Below are 20,286 nucleotides of genomic sequence, written 5' to 3' on the forward strand. Positions count from 1 at the left end.
AGCGCAAAAAAATACCAAAACCGGTCATAATATCGCACCCATAACGCGGGGTGGAGCAGCCCGGTAGCTCGTCAGGCTCATAACCTGAAGGCCGCAGGTTCAAATCCTGCCCCCGCAACCAGTGTTGTTGAATAAGCCTCGTTACCAACGTAACGGGGCTTTTTTGCGTTTTGATCCTCCTTAGTCAAAAGCATAATCGCTCCCAATTCTTCGATATGCTCACTCTCTAATTCTCCCGTTTCGTCGGGTTGCAAGACGGATTGTGCTGAAGACGGCGCGGCAAAGCTGCTGCCGGTGCCGCGTCATCTGGGCGGCATTGAGCCCTCCGATCAGGCGACCTGCTTGCGGTAGATTACGCGCGGGTCCGGACAGGGGTCGCGTGGTGTTCGCCGGAGCGATATAACCAGATAGCCGTTGCCTCGCGTGCCTTTCAGGTTCAAATAGGCGCCACGTCTGTCATGCGTGGAACGGGCATCGGCTTCCCCGCATGATCGATTATTTCATTGATGGAGATGCGTGATGCATTATTCTGCAGCGGCCGACCGTTATCAGTCGGATATGATCTATCGCCGCACTGGTCGAAGCGGTATCGATCTGCCAGCCATTTCGCTTGGTCTCTGGCACAATTTCGGCGGTCGCGATGTCTATGAAAACGGCCGCGCGATCCTGCGCCGGGCGTTCGATCTGGGCGTGACCCACTTCGACCTCGCAAACAATTATGGACCGCCTCCCGGCTCAGCGGAAGAAAACTTCGGCCGCATGATGGCCAGTGATTTTCGGCCCTATCGCGATGAAATGATCATCTCTTCAAAAGCCGGTTGGGACATGTGGCCGGGGCCATACGGAGGCATCGGCGGCAGTCGCAAATACCTGATCGCCAGCCTCGACCAGTCGCTGAAGCGGATGGGGCTCGACTATGTCGACATCTTCTATTCGCATCGTGTGGACGCCACGACGCCGCTGGAAGAGACGATGGGAGCGCTCGCGCATCTGCACCGTCAGGGCAAGGCCCTTTATGTGGGTATTTCCAGCTATTCGCCGGAACTGACGCAGAAGGCTGCCGCGATCCTTCAGGAAGAGCGGGTTCCGCTTTTCATTCATCAGCCCAATTACAACATGTTCAATCGCTGGATCGAAAATGGCCTGCTTGATACGCTTGGCGAGATCGGAACCGGTTGCATTGTCTTTTCGCCTCTGGCTCAAGGATTGCTGACCTCCCGCTATTTGAACGGAATTCCCGAAGGCGCGCGGGCGAATCAGGGCGGCTCCCTGAAGGCCAGTGCACAGAACGAAGAGCTGTTGGGCCGCATCCGGGCGCTGAACGCCATTGCGGAACGTCGCGGTCAGACATTGGCTCAAATGGCTATCGCCTGGACACTGCGCGACGCGCGTGTCACCTCTTCGCTGATCGGGGCAAGTTCGGTAACACAGCTTGAAAATTCGCTGGGTGCTTTGAAGGGGTTGGAATTCAGCGCTGAGGAGTTGGCAGAGATTGACCAGTATGCGCATGACGGTGGAACCGACTGGTGGAAGAGTTCGACTTCGCTTTGATGTGTTAACGAAGAGCATGAGGCCGTACGCTCAGCGTGCGGCCTTTCGCGTGAATGGAGGAATGCAATTCACGCGGGGCGACGTAATTGCTATAGGCCAACGGGGGCAAGGCAGTTGCCGTAGGAGCCTTTGGGGGAAAAGAATCAGGCCATGTCGCTGCGGTCGATAAAGGGCAGTTTGAAATATCCGCTGATCCGTGCCGGGCTGGAGGCTATCGCCTTTTCCGGTGCTGAGGCGCTTTTCCCTTCTGCCGGTGGACGTGGTGTCGTCTTCACGATGCATCATGTCAAACCGGAAGAGGCGACAGATCGGCTGGACCCGAACGCTATTCTCTCGATTACGCCGCAGACGCTCGAAATGGCCATAGAAGCATCGTTGGAAGCGGGCCTTGTGCCCGTTCATCTGCATGATTTGCCGAAGCTGCTTTCCGAGCCCGATAATAGACAGAGGTATGTCGCCTTCACTCTGGATGACGGCTATCGCAACAATGCGGAATTCGCAGCTCCCGTGTTTGGACGGCACAATGTTCCTTACACGATCTTCATCACGACCGGCTTTGTGGAACGTACTCGATCCATGTGGTGGAGAACCAGTGCGGCTCTGGTAACGGAAGCCGACGGTTTCCGGTTCGACTTCGGCGGCGGTACCATTGATGTCCGCGTGCAAAACCAAGGCCAGAAATCAGCTGCCTTCGCAAGGCTCGTCCAGTTCATGCAACATTTCGACGAAGACGAGGCTGTAGCCCGCATCGATGCAGCAGCGAAGATGGCCGGGATCGATCCGATTTCTCTCGTCGACGAATCGGTGATGAGCGCATCCGAACTGCATGACCTGGCCCGCGATCCGCTTGTGCATCTTGGGGCGCACACAGTCACTCACGTCAACCTGCGGCGCGTCGATGACGACAGGCTGGCAAGGGAGGTTGCCGATTCGACCGCCTCGGTTGAAAACTATACCGGCTACAGGCCGAGATCCTTTGCCTATCCGTATGGCTGGAAGACGGCGGTCGGTGAGCGTGAAATCGAAGTCGTTTCAAAAGCAGGCTTCGATGTGGGCGTAACCACGCAGCCTGGCGTGCTGCAGCAGCCCGGTGTGATGCCGGTCGCGGCCATTCCGCGTATTTCCCTCAACGGATATTTTCAGAAGAAGCGCTATATCAAGGCGCTTCTTACGGGGCTGCCGTTCAAACTGATCTAGCTGAAGTCAAATGACAGGATGTCCTCAAACACGAAAGGCCGCCTGTCGGCAGCCTTCGTAAAACCTGATTTGAGAAACTGGAGCGGGCGAAGGGATTCGAACCCTCGACCCCAACCTTGGCAAGGTTGTGCTCTACCCCTGAGCTACACCCGCTCGCGCCAGTCATTCCGGAACCGTTCGTTTCCGTCAGGCAGGCGCTATATGGACCAACGCTTCGCAGATTGCAACAGGGAAATTTGCTTCTTTGTGCAAGATATTTGCCTGTTCTTTCGCAAAGCTGTGGATGAAATCGGAGCCCACCGCGCCTGCAGCCCCATGCTGCTTGCATCGCAACGGTGTGAGGACGGATGAAACTGGCCGGGAAACGCTATCATGCGCCAGTTTCCGCCTGCACTGGCAGTTTCATCACATGCGCATATTTGCGCGGATTGAAGCTCAGATAGAGCGGGCAGATGCTTGCGACCAGAATGAGGTGCATTATCCAGCCGGAAGCAAACGAGCCGGTCAATCCGTGCAGGAAAGCGGTGGCGACCGGACCGAGAGCGGCGATCAGAAAGCCGCCCCCCTGCATCATGGCGGTAAGCGCGCCTGCTTCCTCCGGCCTGGGCAGATGGTCGAGCGATGTAATCATCGCAAGGGCGAAGCTGCCGCCGAGACCCGCGCCGCAGATCGCCGACCAGAAGAACGGGGAAGGTTGCGGTGCAAAGGCAAGGCCAGCAAAGCCAACTGCCTGCATGGCCAATGTCAGCAACAGGAAAGGCCGGCGGTCGGTGCTGCGGCTGGCAAGCAGAGGCAGTCCGAAGGCCGCGAGCGCCTGCGCGACTGCCATCGCCGCGACGAGATTTCCGGTGGTGGACGCCGCAAGCCCCAGCGACTGGTAATAGGGGGCAAGCCACGCAACCATGGATGAATAACCCGCATTGACGAGGCCGAATGCAGCCATCAGCACCCAGGTGCGCGGGCGGCGCAGCAAATGGCCGGTTATTCCGGATTTTTTGCCCGACGACGAAGTTTCGCGGAGAATGGGGACTGCTGCCAGCAGGGCCAGCACGGCGGGGAAGGCAAGCGCGGCGAGGGCGAACCGCCAGTTATGCTAGCTTCCCGCAAGCCATGGTGTCAGCCGCGCACCGAGCGCGCCGCCGCCCATGATCATGGCAGAGTAGAGCCCCGTCACGGGGGCAATGGTGGATGGGAAGCTGGCCTTGATGAGACCGGGCATCAATGCCTGAATCATAGCAACGCCGGCGCCGCACAGCACGGCGGTCAGAACCAGCGAAATGCCATCCGGCACGAAGCCGCGCAGGAGAGAGCCTGCTGCAAGAATGGCCAGCGCTGCAAACATGCTGCGGCGGGTGCCGAATAGCGACTGGATGCGCGGGGTTGCAAAAGCGCCAAGACCCATCAGCATCATCGGCAGAAAGGTGAGCAGGGAGAGGGTGCCGAAACCCATGCCCGTATCGGTCGCAATATCTGAAAGTACCGGCCCCGGTGCAGTCAGGAACGGACGCAGGTTGAGGCCGATCAGGACGACGAGCGCAATGAGGGCAAAGCTTGCGGTGCGCCCGCTGCCGGTCGCCGGGTGGTTGGTAGTCTGCATGTTTCAGGCGCCAGTCTTATTCTTGCTTTCCCATAGCTGATAGAGTTCCGGTTCGTTTTCCGGCGGGGAATGTTCGAAACTGATGCCGGTCTGTGCATGCAGAGGCTTGGCAAGTTCCGCGGCGATTTTCGCGGTCGAAAGGCCAAAAGGTTCGGCCTGCTCATTGGAATAGGCGAAGCGGATTTTTTCCACACCTGCCATGCGCATGGCGGCAAAGCACATGGGGCAGGGCTGGCCGCTGGCATAGACTTCGCAACCATCGAGGCGCGGCGATCGCAGCGCCTTTCCTGCCGCGCGCAGCGCCAGCAATTCTGCATGTGCGGTGGGATCGCAATCGGCCTGCATACGGTTGACCCCGGTGGCGATGACTTCGCCGCCCTTGACGACCACAGCGCCGAACGGGCGTCCGCCTTGCTCAATATTGTCGAAGGCGAGCTTTATGGCCTGATCGAGAAATGTGCCGTCGCTGCTCATTTCGCGCCAGCCTTTTCCAGCAGGGCCACCATGGGGGCATAGCCACGGCTGCGGGCGTGTTGGAGAGGCGTCACGCCGTCATTGTCGGCGAGATTGACATCGGCACCGGCCTCGATGAGAAGCTTCACGATCTCGACATGGCGCTGACCGCCATCGCCGAGCATGATGGCTTCAAGGAGCGCCGTCCAGCCGAGATTGTTGACGTGATCGACCTTCACGCCCGCCTCGATCAGCGTGCGCACCGTTTCGACATGCCCGCGTTCGGAAGCGGGAATGAGCGCCGTTCCGCCATAGCGGTTGGTGCTTTTGAGGTCTGCTCCATGCGCGAGCGTCAACTTGAGAATTTCGAGGTGTCCGCGCGCGCCCGCATAAAGATAGGGGCTGTCCTTGATGGCATCCCTGGCGTTGACGTCCGCCCCCGCATCAATGAGCGCACGGGCGACATCGATGTGGTTTGCGTGGGTTGCTGCAAGAAGCGCCGTCTCGCCATTTCTGCCGCGTGCTTCGAGATCCGCTCCTTCCTGGATGGCCGAATTGACCGAGGCCAGGTCGCCGGCTGCCGCGGCTTGAATAAGCGAGGTTTCGGCACAGGCTGCGGCATGGTGGCCGGGCAATGTCGGTTCGGTCATGACTACGATCCCTGCAATCAATGCCAAGGCACTCAAGCTGAATATCGTTTGACGCATCGGCTGGTTCTCCTGCTTGTTGCGTTCATACAGGCCGGGTGACATATTTGGAAATTAAATGTTTAACTGCTATTCAGTGGATTCATGAATATTTCTTTCAATCTCGATCTTTTGCGGGCCTTCGTGGCTGTCGTAGACAGCCGCAGTTTCACGGTAGCTGCCGCGCAGTTGCATTCGACCCAATCGACGATAAGCCAGAAGATCATGAGGCTGGAGGAAGCCGCCGGTCAGGCGCTTCTGGAACGCGCCCGGCATGATGTGCGTCCGACGGATGCAGGGGAAAAGCTGCTGGGCTATGCGCGCCGCATCCTGCAGCTCCATGACGAGGCAGCCGCCGCGATGACCGGGACGGCGCTCGCCGCCGTGTTCCGCCTCGGCCTGCCGGAAGATTTCGCCTCGCGGTTGGTGACACCTGCGCTGGCGCGTTTCATGCGCGCGCACCCAAACACGAAACTCGAGGTGACAAGCGGTCTCAGCCGCGACTTGCAGAAAGGTTTCGAGACCGGGGAATTCGATCTGGTCATGGTGAAACAGAAGCGCGGCGAAACGGTCGGGACGATGCGCTGGCCGGAGCCGCTTTCATGGCTGGAAAGCTCCGACTTCCCAGTGTCGCATGTCGATCCACTGCCGCTCGTCGTGTTCCCCCCGAACGGGCTTTATCGCAGCGACATGATGGAGGCTCTCGACCGGGCAGGCAGGCGCTGGCATGTGGTTTTCACCAGCTCCAGCCTGGCGAGTATCCAGAGCGCAGTTGCCGAAGGACTGGGTGTCAGCCTGTTGCCGAAGCGTGTGGCGTTGCCCGGTCATCGGGTAGTGCCTGCCGCCGCTGGACTGCCCTCCGTCGAGCCGATGGAAATCGTCATACGGCACATGGACAATGGACCCGAACAAATCCGCCAGCTTGCCGCCATGTTGGCGGAAGTCGTTGGCGAATGAGAATCTCGAAGGGGTTGTCCGCGTTATTTCCCTAAGGGAGCCCATTGACAGTTTGCGTCTTTTCGGGAGCCATCCACGAAATTTCCGGTCTTTTCTACGCGATTTAATTTCTGAAAAGCCTATCCGTTTTCAGATTGACTGATTTTGTATCCAGGATATTGTGTCCAGAAAAGTTGGGAGGCTTTTCTATTGGCGGCTTTTGAATGGCGCAGTCAGACCCGTTTGCTGGACGAAGTGGCAGATGCACTTCGCGAGCGGATTTATGCGGGTGATTATGCGCCGGGCGCTATACTCAGGCAGGAACATATCGCGGCTGAATTCGGCATCAGCCGCACGCCCTTGCGCGAGGCCCTGCGCGTTCTGGAGCGTGACGGGCTGGTCATTCACCTGCCGGGGCGGGGTGTTCGTGTCGCTTCCGCCGATCTCACCCGGCTGATCGATGCCTATGCGGTGCGCGAAGTGCTGGATGGGGTCGCGGCGCGTTTTGCCGCCGAACGGGCAACGGATGCGGATATCGCCAGGCTGCGCGCGCATGTTGCGGGGCAGGGCGCGGTTGTCGATCCATGGGATCCGAAAGCCTATACCCAATCCAACGTCGATTTTCATATGGCGGTGATGAATACGGCGGGCAATGCTTCGCTGATCGCTTTCGTGCCGCTTCTGCGCATGACATCGCAGGTTTTTGCGCCGTCCTTTTCACTGTCGGTGGATCGGGCGCGCGATGCAATCCGCGAGCATGGAGCCATCGTCGAAGCCATCGCTTCGCGCGATGGCGAGGAGGCCGAGCGGCTGGCGCGGGCGCATATCCGCGCAACCACGGCAAGGTTGGAGGCGGGAATGCCGCTTCGGGAGAACGAAAATGAAGCATGAGAACGAGACGGGAGGAGCCGGCTTGCTCCGTTATGGCAATTTCATCGCGGGCGAATGGCAGGATGCCGTTGGCGGCGAGCATATCACGCTCAAAAACCCTTCCGACGGCAGCGATCTTGCGTTGATTGCGCGCGGCACCAAGGCTGATATCGATCTGGCCGTTGCAGCGGCGCGCAGCGCACTTTCGGGCGACTGGGGCAAGTTGACGGCGACTGAACGTGGCCGTGTGCTGCACCGCATTTCTGAAGAGGTGTTGAAGAACATCGAGCTCCTGACCGATCTGGAATCGAAGGATGTCGGAAAGCCGGTGACACAGGCGCGAGCCGACGTGGTGGCGCTGGCGCGTTATCTCGAATTTTATGGCGCGTCCGCCGACAAGGTGCACGGCGACACGCTGCCTTATCAGAACGGTTTTACGGTTCTGTCGATCTATGAGCCGCACGGCGTTACCGGCCACATCATTCCGTGGAACTACCCGATGCAGATTCTGGGCCGCAGTCTTGGCGCAGCGCTTGCCATGGGCAATGCAGCCGTGGTCAAGCCTGCTGAAGAAGCCTGCCTGACCATCTTGGAATTTGCGAAAATTGCCGAAAGGGCCGGCCTGCCGAAAGGGGCGCTCAATGTCGTGACCGGGCTTGGCGCGGAAGCCGGTGCGGCGCTCTCCGAACATCCGGACGTCAATCACATCTCATTCACCGGCTCCGTTCGTACCGGGGAAGCGGTTCAGGCTGCGGCTGCAAAGAATACGGTGCCGGTGACGCTGGAACTTGGCGGAAAATCGCCGCAGATCGTCTTCGCCGATGCCGATCTCGACCGCGCCTTGCCGTTTCTGGTCAATGCGGGCATCCAGAATGCCGGTCAGACCTGCTCGGCCTCGTCGCGCATTCTGGTCGAGTGCAGCATTTATGAAGAAGTTGTCGCGCGCATGAGCGAACGTTACCGCGCATTGAAGGTCGGGCCAGCCAGCGCCAACCTGTCTGTCGGCCCGGTCGTGTCGCAGCGCCAGAAGGCGATTGTCGATGACTATCTGGCTCTTGCGAAAGAAAGCGGCCTGGCCATTGCCGCGCAAGGCGTGCTGGCGGAAGATGCGCCGGAAGGCGGCGCCTATGTCCTGCCGACGCTGATCCGCGACGTGCCTGCCGATCATCGTCTGGCGCAGGAGGAAATCTTTGGTCCGGTGCAGGTCATCCTGCCTTTCGACACCGAAGAAGAAGCCATCGCGATTGCCAATGGCACGCATTATGGCCTCGTCTGCGGTATCTGGACCAATGATGGCGGACGTCAGTTCCGCCTGGCGCGTGCCATCCATTCCGGTCAGGTGTTCATCAACAATTATGGGGCCGGTGGCGGCATCGAATTGCCCTTCGGCGGTGTGAAGAAATCCGGCCATGGCCGTGAAAAGGGCTTCGAGGCGCTCTATGGGTTCGCCTCGCTGAAGACGATTTCCGTGTATCACGGTTAAGGAGATTACAGTGTCGCTTGAAGGTAAGGTCGCGCTCATCACGGGAGCAGGTTCGGGGTTTGGCGAAGGCATGGCGAAGCGCTTTGCTGACGGCGGCGCAAAGGTCGTCATCGTGGACCGCGACAAGGCAGGCGCTGAGCGCGTGGCAGGCGAAATCGGCGAGGCGGCGCTGGCCGTTGCTGCCGATATCTCCAGGGAAGCCGATGTCGACGCGGCGGTGGAGGCTGCCCTGTCGAAGTTCGGCAAGGTCGATATTCTGATCAACAATGCCGGCATCGGCCACAAGCCGCAAAATGCCGAATTGGTCGAGCCGGAAGAATTCGACCGCATTCTCGGCGTCAACGTACGCGGCGTCTACCTGATGACCCGCAAGCTCATCCCGCATTTCAAGAGCAATGGCGAGGGCGTAATCCTCAATGTCGCCTCGACCGGTGCGGGGCGTCCGCGTCCGAACCTTGCCTGGTATAATGCCACCAAGGGCTGGGTGGTTTCGGTCACCAAGGCGCTCGCCATCGAGCTTGCTCCGGCGAAAATCCGCGTGGTGGCATTGAACCCGGTTGCCGGTGAAACGCCGCTTCTCACCACTTTCATGGGTGAAGACACCGAGGAAATCCGCAAAAAATTCCGCGATTCCATTCCGATGGGCCGCCTGTTGAAACCCGACGATCTGGCTGAAGCTGCGGCTTTCCTTTGCTCGCCCGCTGCCTCTATGATTACCGGGATTGCGCTCGACGTGGATGGCGGGCGTTCGATTTAGGAAAAAAGGCAAGGGGAGCCAAAGAGGAACAATGGGTAAGCTGCTGAAAGCCGGGCTGATAACAGCCGCGATGCTGGCATCGATCAACGGTGCATTTGCAAAAGACACGCTGGTGGTCGGCGAAGTGCTGGAACCGCCGGGCCTCGATCCGACCGCCAACGCCGCCGCCGGCATCCGGCAGGTTACCTATGCGAACCTTTATGAAGGTCTGGTGCGCATTGTCGAGGACGGTACTGTAAAGCCGCTTCTGGCTGAAAGCTGGACCGTCTCCGACGACAAGAAGACCTATACGTTCAAGTTGCGGCAGGGCGTGAAGTTTCATGACGGCACGCCGTTCGACTGCCCGGTGGTGAAATTCTCCTATGACCGCGCCGTGGCTCCGGATTCCACCAATGCGCAAAAGGGACTGTTCGAGCCCATTGCGAGCACGGAATGTCCCGATCCCGCGACAGCCGTTGTCACGCTGAAGCGGCCGACCTCGAATTTCCTGTTCAATATGGGTTGGGGTGACGCGGTCATGGTCGCGCCCAATTCGGCTACCGACAACAAGACCAAGCCGGTTGGCACGGGCCCGTTCAAATTCAAACGCTGGGTGCAGGGCGACCGCGTCGAGCTGGAACGCAACCCGGACTATTGGGGCGAACCGGCAAAGCTTTCCGCCGTTACGTTCCGTTTTGTGAGCGACCCGTCGGCTGCTGCCGCGGCCATCCTTGCCGGTGACATTGACGTCTTCCCGATGTTCCAGGCACCGGAACTCATCAGCCGCTTCAAGAGCGACGACAAGTTGCAGGTCGAAGTGGGCGATACTGCGGGCAAGGTCCTGCTGTCGCTCAACAATGCCAAGGCTCCTTTCGACAATGTGAAGGTGCGTCAGGCGCTGGCCCACGCCATCGACCGCAAGGCGCTGATCGAAGGCGTTTATTCCGGTTTCGGCACGCCAATCGGCTCGCATTATGCGCCGGTCGACCCGGGTTATGTCGACCTGTCGGAAACCTATCCCTATGATCCGGCAAAGGCGAAGCAGTTGCTGGAGGAGGCTGGCGTTCCGGCGGGCACGACGATCACCATCACGCTTCCACCACCGGCCTATGCGCGGCGCGGCGGCGAGATCATCGCGGCCATGCTGGCGGAGGTCGGCATTCAGGCCAATCTGGTGCCGATCGAGTTTGCGCAATGGCTGGATCAGGTGTTCAAGCGGTCGGATTTCGACGCGACGATCATCGCGCATACCGAGGCGCGCGATCTCGATATCTATGCCCGCGACAAATACTACTTCAACTACAACAACCCCGAATACAAGGCGCTCTACAAGGCTTATGCCGAGGCTGGAAGCGATGAGGAGCAGCTCGAACTCGTGAAGAAGCTGCAGGAAAAACTTGCTGCCGACGAGCCGAACATCTTCCTCTATGCGCTGCCGAAAATCGGCGTGTGGAACAAGAATGTAAAGGGCCTGTGGAAGAACATGCCGGTTCCGGCTGACGATCTGACGCAAGCCTATTGGGCGGAATAAACGAAGCGGTTTTGCGTTGGATAATGCGTAGAAACAAGTAGCCGGAGCGGGTCCAATACCCCGTTTTGATTGGACACGCTCTGGCTTGCCCCGTCGCACGTTCGGCGGGGACTAAATGGATGGCCGCGCACCCCATAAAGATAAGGGGAGGGCGTGCGGCGGATTGGAATGTGGAAAGCGGATTTCCGTCTTTTCAAGGAGGTCGTTTTGCTGGCTTACATTTCCGGGCGACTGGTTTCGCTCCTGCTTACGACGCTTGCGGCTTCCGTCATCGTCTTCCTGCTGATGCAGGTGCTGCCGGGCGATCCGGCGGCGGTGATCCTGGGCATCAATGCGCAGCCTGAAACACTGGCAGCGCTTCACAAGCAGCTTGGCCTCGACCAGCCGCTCTGGTGGCGCTACCTCACATGGATTGGCGGCTTTCTGAAAGGCGATTTCGGCACGAGCTATACCTATTCCGTGCCGATCAGCGAATTGCTCGGGCCGCGCATCATGGTCACGCTGCCGCTGGCGCTTCTGTCGATGGTCCTGTCGGTCGCGGTGGCCATTCCGGTCGGTGTCTATGCCGCTTCCAAGCGCGGCAAGACCGGAGACGTGCTTTCCATGGGCGTGGCGCAGGTCGGTGTCGCAATTCCGAATTTCTGGCTTGGTCTGCTTTTGATCCTGCTTTTTGCCTTGCAGCTTGGCTGGTTTCCGGCTTCGGGTTTCGCGGGCTGGGAAGGCGGGTTCTGGAACGGTATCCGTTCGCTGTTCCTTCCCGCATTGGCGCTTGCGCTGCCGCTTGCCGCCATTCTGGCCCGCGTAACCCGATCCGCCGTCATCGAGACACTGGGGGAGGATTTCGTGCGCACTGCCCGCGCCAAGGGCCTGACGCGCAAGGCCGCGCTCTGGCGTCATGCGGTGCCCAATGCGCTGATCCCGGTCGTCACCATCATCGGGCTGCAATTTTCCTTTCTGCTGGCGGGAACCATCATCATCGAAAATGTCTTCAATCTCCCCGGCCTTGGAAGGCTGGTATTTCAGGCCATCGCGCAGCGCGATCTCGTCACCGTGCAGTCGCTGGTGACGCTGCTTGCCGCTTCGGTGATTGCCGTCAATTTCATCGTCGATCTTGTCTATGGCTTCATCGATCCGCGCCTTTCGACGGGAGGCAGCCGATGAGCGAGGCGCAGGCTTTCCCGAAACCGGGCATATTCAAGACCATACTGACCAGCCGCAGTTTGGCCCTCGGTTCGCTCATCACGATCATTCTGGTCGCGATGGCCGTCATCTCCTATGTCTGGACGCCTTATTCGCCGACGGCGATGAACTTCCGCGACAAGTTGCAGGGGCCGAGCCTCAATCACCTCTTCGGCACGGACAATTTTGGGCGCGATGTGTTTTCCATGATCATGGTCGGCGCGCGCAATTCCATCGCCGTATCGATCATCGCGGTGCTGGTTGGGGCCGGTATCGGTATTCCACTCGGGTCGCTTGCAGCGGCACGCGGTGGGCTGATCGATGGTTTCGTCATGCGCATGACCGATCTCGCCTTCGCGTTTCCAGCGCTTCTTACCGCCGTCATCATCACGGCCATTTTCGGGCCCGGCGCGGTCAATGCGATGATCGCCATCGGCATTTTCAACATTCCTGTGTTCGCGCGCGTCACACGCGGCGCATCATTGGGGCTTTGGAAGCGCGAATATGTGCAGGCGGCGCGTTGTGCGGGGCGTGGCGATATATCGATCACGCTTTTGCACGTGCTGCCCAACATCAACCATGTGCTGATCGTGCAGGCGACGATCCAGTTCGCGCTCGCCATCGTCGCGGAAGCGGGCCTGTCCTATGTCGGGCTTGGCACCCAGCCGCCGATGCCGAGCTGGGGCAAGATGCTCAACGATGCGCAGACCTTCATCTATGATGCGCCATGGCTCGCCATCTTCCCCGGTCTCGCCATCACGCTCGCCGTGCTTGGCCTCAACATGCTGGGCGACGGATTGCGTGATGTGCTCGATCCGCGCGTCAGGAGGCAGAGATGACAACGCCTTTGCTTGAGATGGACAATATGTCCGTCGAACTGCCCATCGGGCTCAAACTCGCGGATATCGTGTCCGACATTACGCTGACGCTCAATCGCGGTGAACGCCTTGGCGTGGTGGGTGAGTCCGGCAGCGGCAAGTCGATCACCGCCCTTGCCGCCATGGGCCTGCTGCCCGACCGGATGCGCGTGCGTGGCACGTTGCGTTTTGACGGCGAGGACCTTGCCGCCATGCCGGAAGCGGAACTCTGCAAGATGCGCGGACGGCGCATGGCGATGATCTTTCAGGAACCGATGACGGCGCTCAATCCGGTCAAGACCATAGGCGCGCAGATTGCCGAAGGACGCCGCCTGCATATGGGTGAGAGCCGCGCCGATGCGGAGCGTGAAGCGCGTCGGCTGCTTGATCGCGTCGGGCTGCCTGCGCCGCGCTTCAATCTCGAACTTTACCCGCACCAGCTTTCCGGCGGGCAACGCCAGCGCGTGATGATCGCCATGGCGATTGCCTGCGAGCCGGACCTGCTGATTGCCGACGAACCGACAACGGCACTCGACGTCACCGTTCAGGCGCAGATACTCGACCTGATGGACGAACTGATCGACGAGACCGGCACGGCCCTGATGCTTATCACCCATGACCTTGGCGTGGTTTCGGAAATGACCGACCGCATCGCCGTCATGTATGCGGGCCGCATCGTCGAGACGGGACGCACGGAAGCGGTGTTCAATCGCATGGCGCATCCTTATGCCCGGGGGCTGTTCCAGGCTTCGCCACATGGTGCGGCGCTGGTGCGCAGCCACGGCACGGGACGCCAGCGCCTTGCCGCTATCCCCGGCGTCGTGCCGGACCCGCTGGCGCGTCCGCCCTATTGTACCTTTGCTGACCGCTGCGCCTTCGTGCAGGAGGATTGCCGCAAGGCGATACCGCCGCTCGATTTCATCGGTGAGAACGACGGGATCGCGCATCGCGCCGCCTGTATTCATCCGCGAGACGGCGAGGTGCTCGCATGAGCAAGATGATCTTGCAGGTGCGCGATGTGGTGCGCGAATACCAGCTGCCGCGTCCGTCATTTTTTTCAAAGCCGGGCGCGTTGCGTGTCCTGCATGGGGTTAATGTTGAGATCGAAGCCGGGCAAAGCCTTGGCATCGTGGGTGAAAGCGGCTCCGGCAAGTCCACGCTGGCCCGCGCCGTCATGGGGCTGGAGCGTCCGCAGGCGGGGCAGATTCTCGTCAACGGACAGGATATCTATGCGCTTGATCGCGCTGGCTTGCGTGAAGCGCGCAAGGGCTTTCAGGCGATCTTTCAGGACCCGTATGGCTCGCTCGACCCGCGCCATACGGTCAAGCGCATTATTTCCGAGCCGATTGTGTCGCTGGAAAGCGCCAGTGCCAAAGAGCGCGACGATCGCGTGGCGGAAGTGCTGGAAGCGGTTGGCTTGCCGAAGGCATCGGCGGAAAAATATCCGCACGAGTTTTCGGGCGGGCAACGCCAGCGTATCGCCATCGCGCGCGCCCTGATTACCAAGCCCGCTTTGATCGTCGCGGACGAGCCGGTGTCGGCGCTCGACGTTTCCATTCAGGCGCAGGTGCTGAACCTGATGATGGATCTGCAGGAAAAGTTCGGCCTTTCCTATCTGTTCATCAGCCACGATCTGGGTGTCGTGCGCGCCATCACCGACCGCGTCGCCGTGATCTATCGCGGCAATATTGTCGAGCAGGGACCGACGAACGAAGTCTTCGACAATCCCCGGCATGACTATACGCGGGCGCTGGTCGACGCCGTGCCGAAGCCGTTTTCCGGTCGCCGCAAGCGAGTGCGACGCCCAAGCTCCACACTGAAATTGCCTGAGTGATTTGAGGAAATCCCAATGTCGAATCCAGCCGATTTGTCAGCCGTCGAACTCGTGTCCGCCTATAAGGCGAAATCGCTTTCGCCGGTCGAGGTCACGGAAGCGGTCATCGCCCGCATCGAAGCCTATGAGCCGAAGCTGAATGCGCTTTGGGCTTACGATCCGGATGCTGCGCTTGCGGCGGCTAGAGCCTCGGAAGCGCGCTGGGCAAAGGGCGAGCCTGCCGGACCCATCGATGGCGTTCTGCTGACGATCAAGGAAAATATCGCGACGGAAGGCACGGCTGTTCCGCTCGGCTGCGCGGCGCTGCCGCTGAAGCCTGCCAGCGCCGACGCCCCGCCTGCAGCGCGCACGCGCGAGGCTGGCGGCGTGCTGCTGGCCAAGACGACCATGCCTGATCTTGGCATGTTGTCTTCCGGCCTGTCGAGCTTCCACAAGCTTGCGCGCAATCCATGGGACCTCGGCACCAATCCGGGCGGATCAAGTGCCGGTGCGGGCAGCGCGGGTGCGGCCGGTTACGGTCCGTTGCATATCGGCACGGATATTGGTGGCTCGATCCGCCTGCCTGCAGGGTGGTGCGGTCTTGTCGGACTGAAGCCTTCCTTCGGGCGCATTCCCATCGATCCGCCATTTCTCGGTCGCGTGGCCGGGCCGATGACGCGCACTGTCGCTGACAGCGCGCTTTACATGTCGGTGCTTTCAAGACCTGATCGTCGCGATGGCATGAGCCTGCCCTATCAGGATATCGACTGGATGAGCCTCGACATTGATGTGAAGGGCTTGAAGATCGGCCTGTGGCTCGATGCCGGTTTCGGCGAGCCGGTGGGGGATGAAACCCGCGCCGCCGTTGAAGCCGCAGCGAAATTGCTTGCCGATGCGGGCGCGATCATCGAGCCTGTTGCGCCATTTCTGAACCGCACCATGATCGACGGTCTGGATCGTTTCTGGCGTGCGCGGTCGTGGTCGGATATCAAGAAGATGACGCCGGAAAACCGTGCGAAGATTCTGCCTTATATCTATCAGTGGACGGAAACCGCCGAGGGCTTAACGGGCGAAGAAGTCTATCTCGGCTTTGCCCAGATGGATGCGATGCGCAACGCCGCGCTTGCCGCTTCCAAGAGCTTCGACTTCATTATTTCGCCAACCGCGCCCATGCCGACCTATCCGGCGGAATGGGCGTCTCCGGTCAACGACCCGCAGCGTCCATTCGAACATATCGCCTTCACCGTGGCGATGAACATGTCGGAGCAGCCCGCGATTTCGATCAATTGCGGTTATACGGCCAAGGGTCTACCCATCGGCTTGCAGATTTTCGGCCAGCGTTTCGATGATCTGGGCGTGTTGCGCCTTGCAAAAGCCTATGAAGAGATGCGGCCAGAGCAGAGGCCGTGGCCAGTTATTGCGTGACTGCCAAACCCTGCTCCTCATCCTGAGGAGGCGCGAAGCGCCATCTCGAAGGGCGAGGGGCCATCTCCTATCCTTCGAGACGGTGACCTTCGACAAGCTCAGGTCACCTCCTCAGGATGAGGGAGATGGGCAGGCGCTCGGGATGTTGGGGGCGGTTACTTCTTCGGGCGAAGCGGCGCGTGTTCCTTGTAACGGTCCATGGCGGTGAGCTTCTGGACCAGCGGGTCGGCGTCGCGCCAGCCGTAAATCTCGGTGCGCAGATATTCGAGTTCGGCGTCGAGTTCTTCTTCACCGATTTCCGTCCACCATGATTTCGGACGCCCGTCAGTGCCGTCCGACCAGCGATAGCCACGCGCTTTCAGATGGTCCTTCATCTCGAACGGGCTGTTCTCGGCATAGATGCGCATCCGCGCGCGCTGGCTGGCCTTCAAGAGTTCGGCAAAGGGCGTGGTATCGCCGGACTGTTCCTTCAGCACTGCAAGCAGGGCCTGGCAATCATCTTCGGCCCGGTGTCCGTTATGGAAATAGCCGCTCTGCCCGATCAGGTAGCCAAGCTTGGTGCCTTCAAAGCCGCGTGCTGTCCAGTCGATTTCCTTGACCGAGCAGGCCCACGGCTTGTTGGCGAAAGCGATGGAAAAACGTTCAAGAAACGGGCGATCAAAACCGGCATTATGCGCAATGATGATATCGGCCTCGGCGATGAGCGCGTCCAGCTTTTCGCGGGGGATCGTCTGGCCCCTCACCATCTCGTCGGTAATGCCGGTGATGCGGGTGATGTCGGCCGGGATCGGCCGGGAGGGTTGCTGCAATGCGCCGAACGTGGCGCAGATATCGCCTATCGACCCGTCATCGGCATAACGGAAGGCAACGGCGCCGATCTCGATGATTTCTTCCTGCGCCGGATTGAGGCCGGTCGTTTCCGTGTCCACGACAACGCCCAGACGGGGGAAGGCGATCCTGTCGGCGTCGGGAACGGTCGGTGGCGGGTCGAGCCTCTGGAGGATGCGGTAACGTCCGCTCTCCTTCAGCCGCTTCACCATCTCCGCTTCGTCGATACCGGTGGTCTTGCCGTGTTTGGCGCGGGCGGGACGCAGTTCTGCCCGTTCCTGTCCTTCCGCCGGGGAAGGAGCAAAAAGGTCGAACTGATGGCGCATGGAACTTCTCCGCATGGGGGAACGGGTTTGGCAAAGAATGCCATTTTGCGGTGCTGCAACCAAGGCCGCAATCGTATAAGTAACAGGTAATCATCCTGTCGACCATGGCAAGGCGGGGCGCAAGGGCGTGGGAGAGGGCTTGAGGAGGGGATTTCGTGGCGGATTATGATTATTGCGTCATCGGCGGCGGCATTGTCGGGCTTGCGACAGCAAAAGCCATGCAGGAGGCGGAGCCGGGCGCAAGGATCATTCTGCTGGAGAAGGAAAGCGATTTCGCGCGCCACCAGACGGGACATAATAGCGGCGTCATCCATGCCGGCATCTATTACCAGCCCGGTTCATTGAAGGCGCAATTGTGCCGGGCCGGTGCCGAAGCCACGAAGGCCTTTTGCAGGCAATATTCCATTCCATTCGAAACATGCGGCAAGCTTCTGGTGGCAACCTCTCAAAAGGAGGTCGAGCGCATGGAGGCTCTGGCAAGGCGTGCGGTCCAGAACGACATCGCGTTCCAGCACGTGGATCAGCAGGCGCTGCGCAAGGCAGAGCCTGCGGTCGCGGGGCTGGGGGCGCTTCTGGTTCCTGCGACCGGCATCGTCGACTATGCGAAAATATCGCGGGCGATGGCGGCGGAAATCGTCGAGCGCGGCGGTATTGTGCGGCTCAATTCGCCGGTGACTGCCATCCGGGAGGATGACACGGGCGTTGCGGTGACGGTGAATGGCGAGACCGTGCGCGCTTCCAGACTGGTCGCTTGTGCGGGATTGCAGTCGGATCGCATCGCGCGTCTGGCCGGACTGGATATCAGCCACCGCATCGTACCGTTTCGTGGCGAATACTACACCCTGCCGCAATCGAAGGCGAATATCGTCAAGCATTTGATCTATCCGATCCCCGATCCCGACCTGCCTTTCCTCGGCATCCACCTGACGCGAACGATCGATGGCGGCGTCACGGTCGGCCCGAACGCGGTCCTCGGGTTTGCCCGCGAAGGATATGACAAGGGCAGTTTCCGTGCGGGCGACGTCGCGGACATGGCTGCATTTCCCGGCTTCTGGAAGATGGCGATGAAGAACTGGCGTTCTGCACTGTCCGAGTTCAGCAATTCCGCGTCCCGCGCGCGCTATCTCAAGGAATGCCGGAAATATTGCCCCACACTGGAGCTTTCCGATCTCGGTGCCCCGGGGGCGGGAATACGCGCGCAAGCCGTGCTCGATGACGGTACGCTGGTGCATGATTTTCTCTTCAGGGAAACGGAGAGAATGCTTCACGTCTGCAACGCGCCGTCACCGGCGGCAACATCTTCCATACCTATCGGGCGGATGATCACCGAAAAGCTTCTGGGGATAAATCTCAAGGTAAAAACTATGTGAAAGCAGAACTTTCCTGAATGATGTTGTTTTCAGATGATTTTTAGCATTCACTTATACTCGATATTGCTCCTTTAGGCTTTGGTGTTTGTCAATATTGACAGCTATTAACTTGACTTTGCCCCCGGTTTGTAATTGCACATTACGTTCAACCTGAAATAGCGTTTTCTGCAATCTTGTTTTGACTGATCAGGGCCAGTTCGTGAAGTTTGTGCCGCCGCTTATAGTCTTGCTGTTTGCTGCGACGATGTCGGGCGTCTGGACGCTCGACACGAAGCGCAGGCATCTCTTGTTTTTCGGCCTCAGCTTTGGCTGTTTCGCCATGGGGCTTCTGGTTCCGATATCGCTGATCTCGGACAGTCTTGCCCTGACTTCGCCGATAGCTACGGCTCTCCATTTTATGGGCGGGTGGCTGCTTTGCGAAGGTGTGATGATGCGGATGGGCATGCGTTATTCGCGGGTGGCGCCCCGCCTGATAGGCCTCGGTCTCCTGGCGGCCATGGTCTTTTTCATCGCAAACGATACGGGTTACGCGCGCATTGCGCCTGCGGTGCACCTGTCGCTGGGCAGCCTGATGGCGGTGCTTTGCATTCAGGCGCGCGATCTCGCCTATCGAAGCTCGATCGATCGCGTGCTGTTCGGTGCATTGCTGCTGTTGACGGTGCATTTCTATGTGCAGGCTGGAATGGCGCTGGGCCTCCCCGATGAGATTGTGCAACCGTCTGAACTGATACATACGCGCTACTGGCAGGGCGTCATGATATTCGGTTCCTTTGCGGGCGTGTTCGCCGGCCTTGTCCTTCTGGCAGTAACGACTTCCGATGTGGTGGAGGAATTGCAGGCGGAACGCGACACCGATCCGCTGACCGGCGTTCTCAACCGTCGCGGACTGGAACGCCGGGCGCGCATGCGTCTGGCCGAGGTCCAGCGCGGCGACCATGGGGTCATCATTGCCGATATCGACCACTTCAAATCGATCAATGATGCACTGGGCCATGCAACCGGCGATCAGGTTCTGGTCGAGTTCGCCCGCATCCTGCAAACCATAGCAGCCGAAACGACGATCGTCGGACGCATTGGCGGCGAAGAATTTGTTCTTCTGGTCCGTGGCGATGCCGAAACATGCGAGAGACTTGGCAATCTGCTTTGCGGGCGCGTGGCCCGGCATCAGTTCCTCATGCTGTCAGGCCGCCAGCTGACATGCAGCTTTGGTATCGCAATGGTGCGCGGCGGCGAAACCTTGTGGGAAACGGCGGCACGGGCCGATCTTGCCCTGATGCGGGTCAAGCATCGTGGACGAAATCGCGTTGCCGTGGAGGGGCTGGAGTTCCCCAGCGCCAAGCAAGGCGCATTGCTTCTGACAGGCTGAACTGGCGCATGGCGATCCGGTTTTCTTCATCCCGTAAAGGATTTGGTTACCATAATTGGCGATGCTGGAGATGACCTTCCAG

Annotated in this window: 17 protein-coding genes, 2 tRNA genes and 1 pseudogene; 15 read left to right on the forward strand and 5 right to left on the reverse strand. The window is 59.8% G+C overall.

What is annotated here, in order from left to right; all coding sequences use genetic code 11:
• Positions 1 to 44: 44 nt before the first annotated feature.
• The 3 genes from ACS5UA_RS12155 (at position 45) to ACS5UA_RS12165 (ending at position 2,748) form a co-directional block, all read left to right on the forward strand.
• Positions 45 to 121 (forward strand) — tRNA-Met (locus ACS5UA_RS12155).
• Positions 122 to 519: 398 nt separating this feature from the next.
• Positions 520 to 1,551, forward strand: coding sequence for an L-glyceraldehyde 3-phosphate reductase (gene mgrA, locus ACS5UA_RS12160; protein WP_443101335.1), 1,032 nt, complete (start codon positions 520 to 522; stop codon positions 1,549 to 1,551).
• Positions 1,552 to 1,701: 150 nt separating this feature from the next.
• On the forward strand, positions 1,702 to 2,748 hold the full coding sequence (locus tag ACS5UA_RS12165) for a polysaccharide deacetylase family protein (protein ID WP_443101336.1): 1,047 nt from the start codon (positions 1,702 to 1,704) through the stop codon (positions 2,746 to 2,748).
• A gap of 78 nt (positions 2,749 to 2,826) precedes the next feature.
• On the opposite strand, the gene ACS5UA_RS12170 is transcribed toward ACS5UA_RS12165, so the two are convergent.
• The 4 genes and pseudogenes from ACS5UA_RS12170 to ACS5UA_RS12185 all read right to left on the reverse strand — a co-directional run bounded on the left by ACS5UA_RS12170 (position 2,827) and on the right by ACS5UA_RS12185 (position 5,505).
• Positions 2,827 to 2,901, reverse strand: a tRNA-Gly gene (locus ACS5UA_RS12170).
• A gap of 217 nt (positions 2,902 to 3,118) precedes the next feature.
• Positions 3,119 to 4,345, reverse strand: a pseudogene (locus tag ACS5UA_RS12175) (cyanate transporter).
• 3 nt (positions 4,346 to 4,348) lie between these two features.
• Positions 4,349 to 4,819, reverse strand: coding sequence for a nucleoside deaminase (locus ACS5UA_RS12180; RefSeq protein WP_443101337.1), 471 nt, complete (start codon positions 4,817 to 4,819; stop codon positions 4,349 to 4,351).
• Positions 4,816 to 5,505: an ankyrin repeat domain-containing protein gene (locus ACS5UA_RS12185; protein WP_443101338.1), complete on the reverse strand. Its 690-nt coding sequence runs from the start codon at positions 5,503 to 5,505 to the stop codon at positions 4,816 to 4,818. The genes ACS5UA_RS12180 and ACS5UA_RS12185 overlap by 4 nt, the downstream gene beginning before the upstream one ends.
• An 84-nt stretch (positions 5,506 to 5,589) precedes the next feature.
• On the opposite strand from ACS5UA_RS12185, the gene ACS5UA_RS12190 reads away from it, so the two are divergent.
• The 10 genes from ACS5UA_RS12190 (at position 5,590) to ACS5UA_RS12235 (ending at position 16,314) form a co-directional block, all read left to right on the forward strand.
• Positions 5,590 to 6,441, forward strand: a complete 852-nt coding sequence (locus ACS5UA_RS12190; protein ID WP_443101339.1) for a LysR substrate-binding domain-containing protein — start codon at positions 5,590 to 5,592, stop codon at positions 6,439 to 6,441.
• A gap of 189 nt (positions 6,442 to 6,630) precedes the next feature.
• Complete coding sequence (locus tag ACS5UA_RS12195; RefSeq protein ID WP_063881569.1) at positions 6,631 to 7,311, forward strand: GntR family transcriptional regulator; 681 nt, start codon at positions 6,631 to 6,633, stop codon at positions 7,309 to 7,311.
• Positions 7,301 to 8,773, forward strand: coding sequence for an aldehyde dehydrogenase family protein (locus tag ACS5UA_RS12200; RefSeq protein ID WP_443101340.1), 1,473 nt, complete (start codon positions 7,301 to 7,303; stop codon positions 8,771 to 8,773). The genes ACS5UA_RS12195 and ACS5UA_RS12200 overlap by 11 nt, the downstream gene beginning before the upstream one ends.
• Before the next feature lie 10 nt (positions 8,774 to 8,783).
• Complete coding sequence (locus tag ACS5UA_RS12205; protein WP_443101341.1) at positions 8,784 to 9,530, forward strand: glucose 1-dehydrogenase; 747 nt, start codon at positions 8,784 to 8,786, stop codon at positions 9,528 to 9,530.
• A 31-nt stretch (positions 9,531 to 9,561) separates the two neighbouring features.
• Entirely contained in the window at positions 9,562 to 11,040 is a 1,479-nt protein-coding gene (locus ACS5UA_RS12210) for an ABC transporter substrate-binding protein (RefSeq protein ID WP_443101342.1), read from the forward strand.
• Between the two features lie 207 nt (positions 11,041 to 11,247).
• Positions 11,248 to 12,201 (forward strand): ABC transporter permease, encoded by a 954-nt coding sequence (locus ACS5UA_RS12215; protein WP_025090765.1) that lies wholly within the window; start codon positions 11,248 to 11,250, stop codon positions 12,199 to 12,201.
• Complete coding sequence (locus ACS5UA_RS12220) at positions 12,198 to 13,058, forward strand: ABC transporter permease (RefSeq protein ID WP_006472197.1); 861 nt, start codon at positions 12,198 to 12,200, stop codon at positions 13,056 to 13,058. Before ACS5UA_RS12215 ends, ACS5UA_RS12220 begins: the two co-directional genes overlap by 4 nt.
• Entirely contained in the window at positions 13,055 to 14,068 is a 1,014-nt protein-coding gene (locus ACS5UA_RS12225; RefSeq protein ID WP_113463998.1) for an ABC transporter ATP-binding protein, read from the forward strand. The genes ACS5UA_RS12220 and ACS5UA_RS12225 overlap by 4 nt, the downstream gene beginning before the upstream one ends.
• Positions 14,065 to 14,910: an ATP-binding cassette domain-containing protein gene (locus tag ACS5UA_RS12230; RefSeq protein ID WP_443101343.1), complete on the forward strand. Its 846-nt coding sequence runs from the start codon at positions 14,065 to 14,067 to the stop codon at positions 14,908 to 14,910. The genes ACS5UA_RS12225 and ACS5UA_RS12230 overlap by 4 nt, the downstream gene beginning before the upstream one ends.
• Before the next feature lie 15 nt (positions 14,911 to 14,925).
• Positions 14,926 to 16,314, forward strand: a complete 1,389-nt coding sequence (locus ACS5UA_RS12235; RefSeq protein ID WP_443101344.1) for an amidase — start codon at positions 14,926 to 14,928, stop codon at positions 16,312 to 16,314.
• Positions 16,315 to 16,469: 155 nt separating this feature from the next.
• Here the strand turns inward: ACS5UA_RS12235 and ACS5UA_RS12240 are convergent, their stop codons facing one another.
• Positions 16,470 to 17,468, reverse strand: coding sequence for a 3'-5' exonuclease (locus ACS5UA_RS12240; protein ID WP_443101345.1), 999 nt, complete (start codon positions 17,466 to 17,468; stop codon positions 16,470 to 16,472).
• 155 nt (positions 17,469 to 17,623) lie between these two features.
• Between ACS5UA_RS12240 and lhgO the strand changes: the two genes are divergently transcribed.
• Positions 17,624 to 18,838, forward strand: coding sequence for an L-2-hydroxyglutarate oxidase (gene lhgO / locus ACS5UA_RS12245; RefSeq protein ID WP_443101346.1), 1,215 nt, complete (start codon positions 17,624 to 17,626; stop codon positions 18,836 to 18,838).
• A gap of 199 nt (positions 18,839 to 19,037) precedes the next feature.
• Complete coding sequence (locus ACS5UA_RS12250) at positions 19,038 to 20,204, forward strand: diguanylate cyclase domain-containing protein (RefSeq protein WP_443101405.1); 1,167 nt, start codon at positions 19,038 to 19,040, stop codon at positions 20,202 to 20,204.
• Positions 20,205 to 20,286 lie beyond the last annotated feature (82 nt).

The organism is Brucella sp. RRSP16, from assembly GCF_052246815.1.
Taxonomy (GTDB): domain Bacteria; phylum Pseudomonadota; class Alphaproteobacteria; order Rhizobiales; family Rhizobiaceae; genus Brucella; species Brucella intermedia.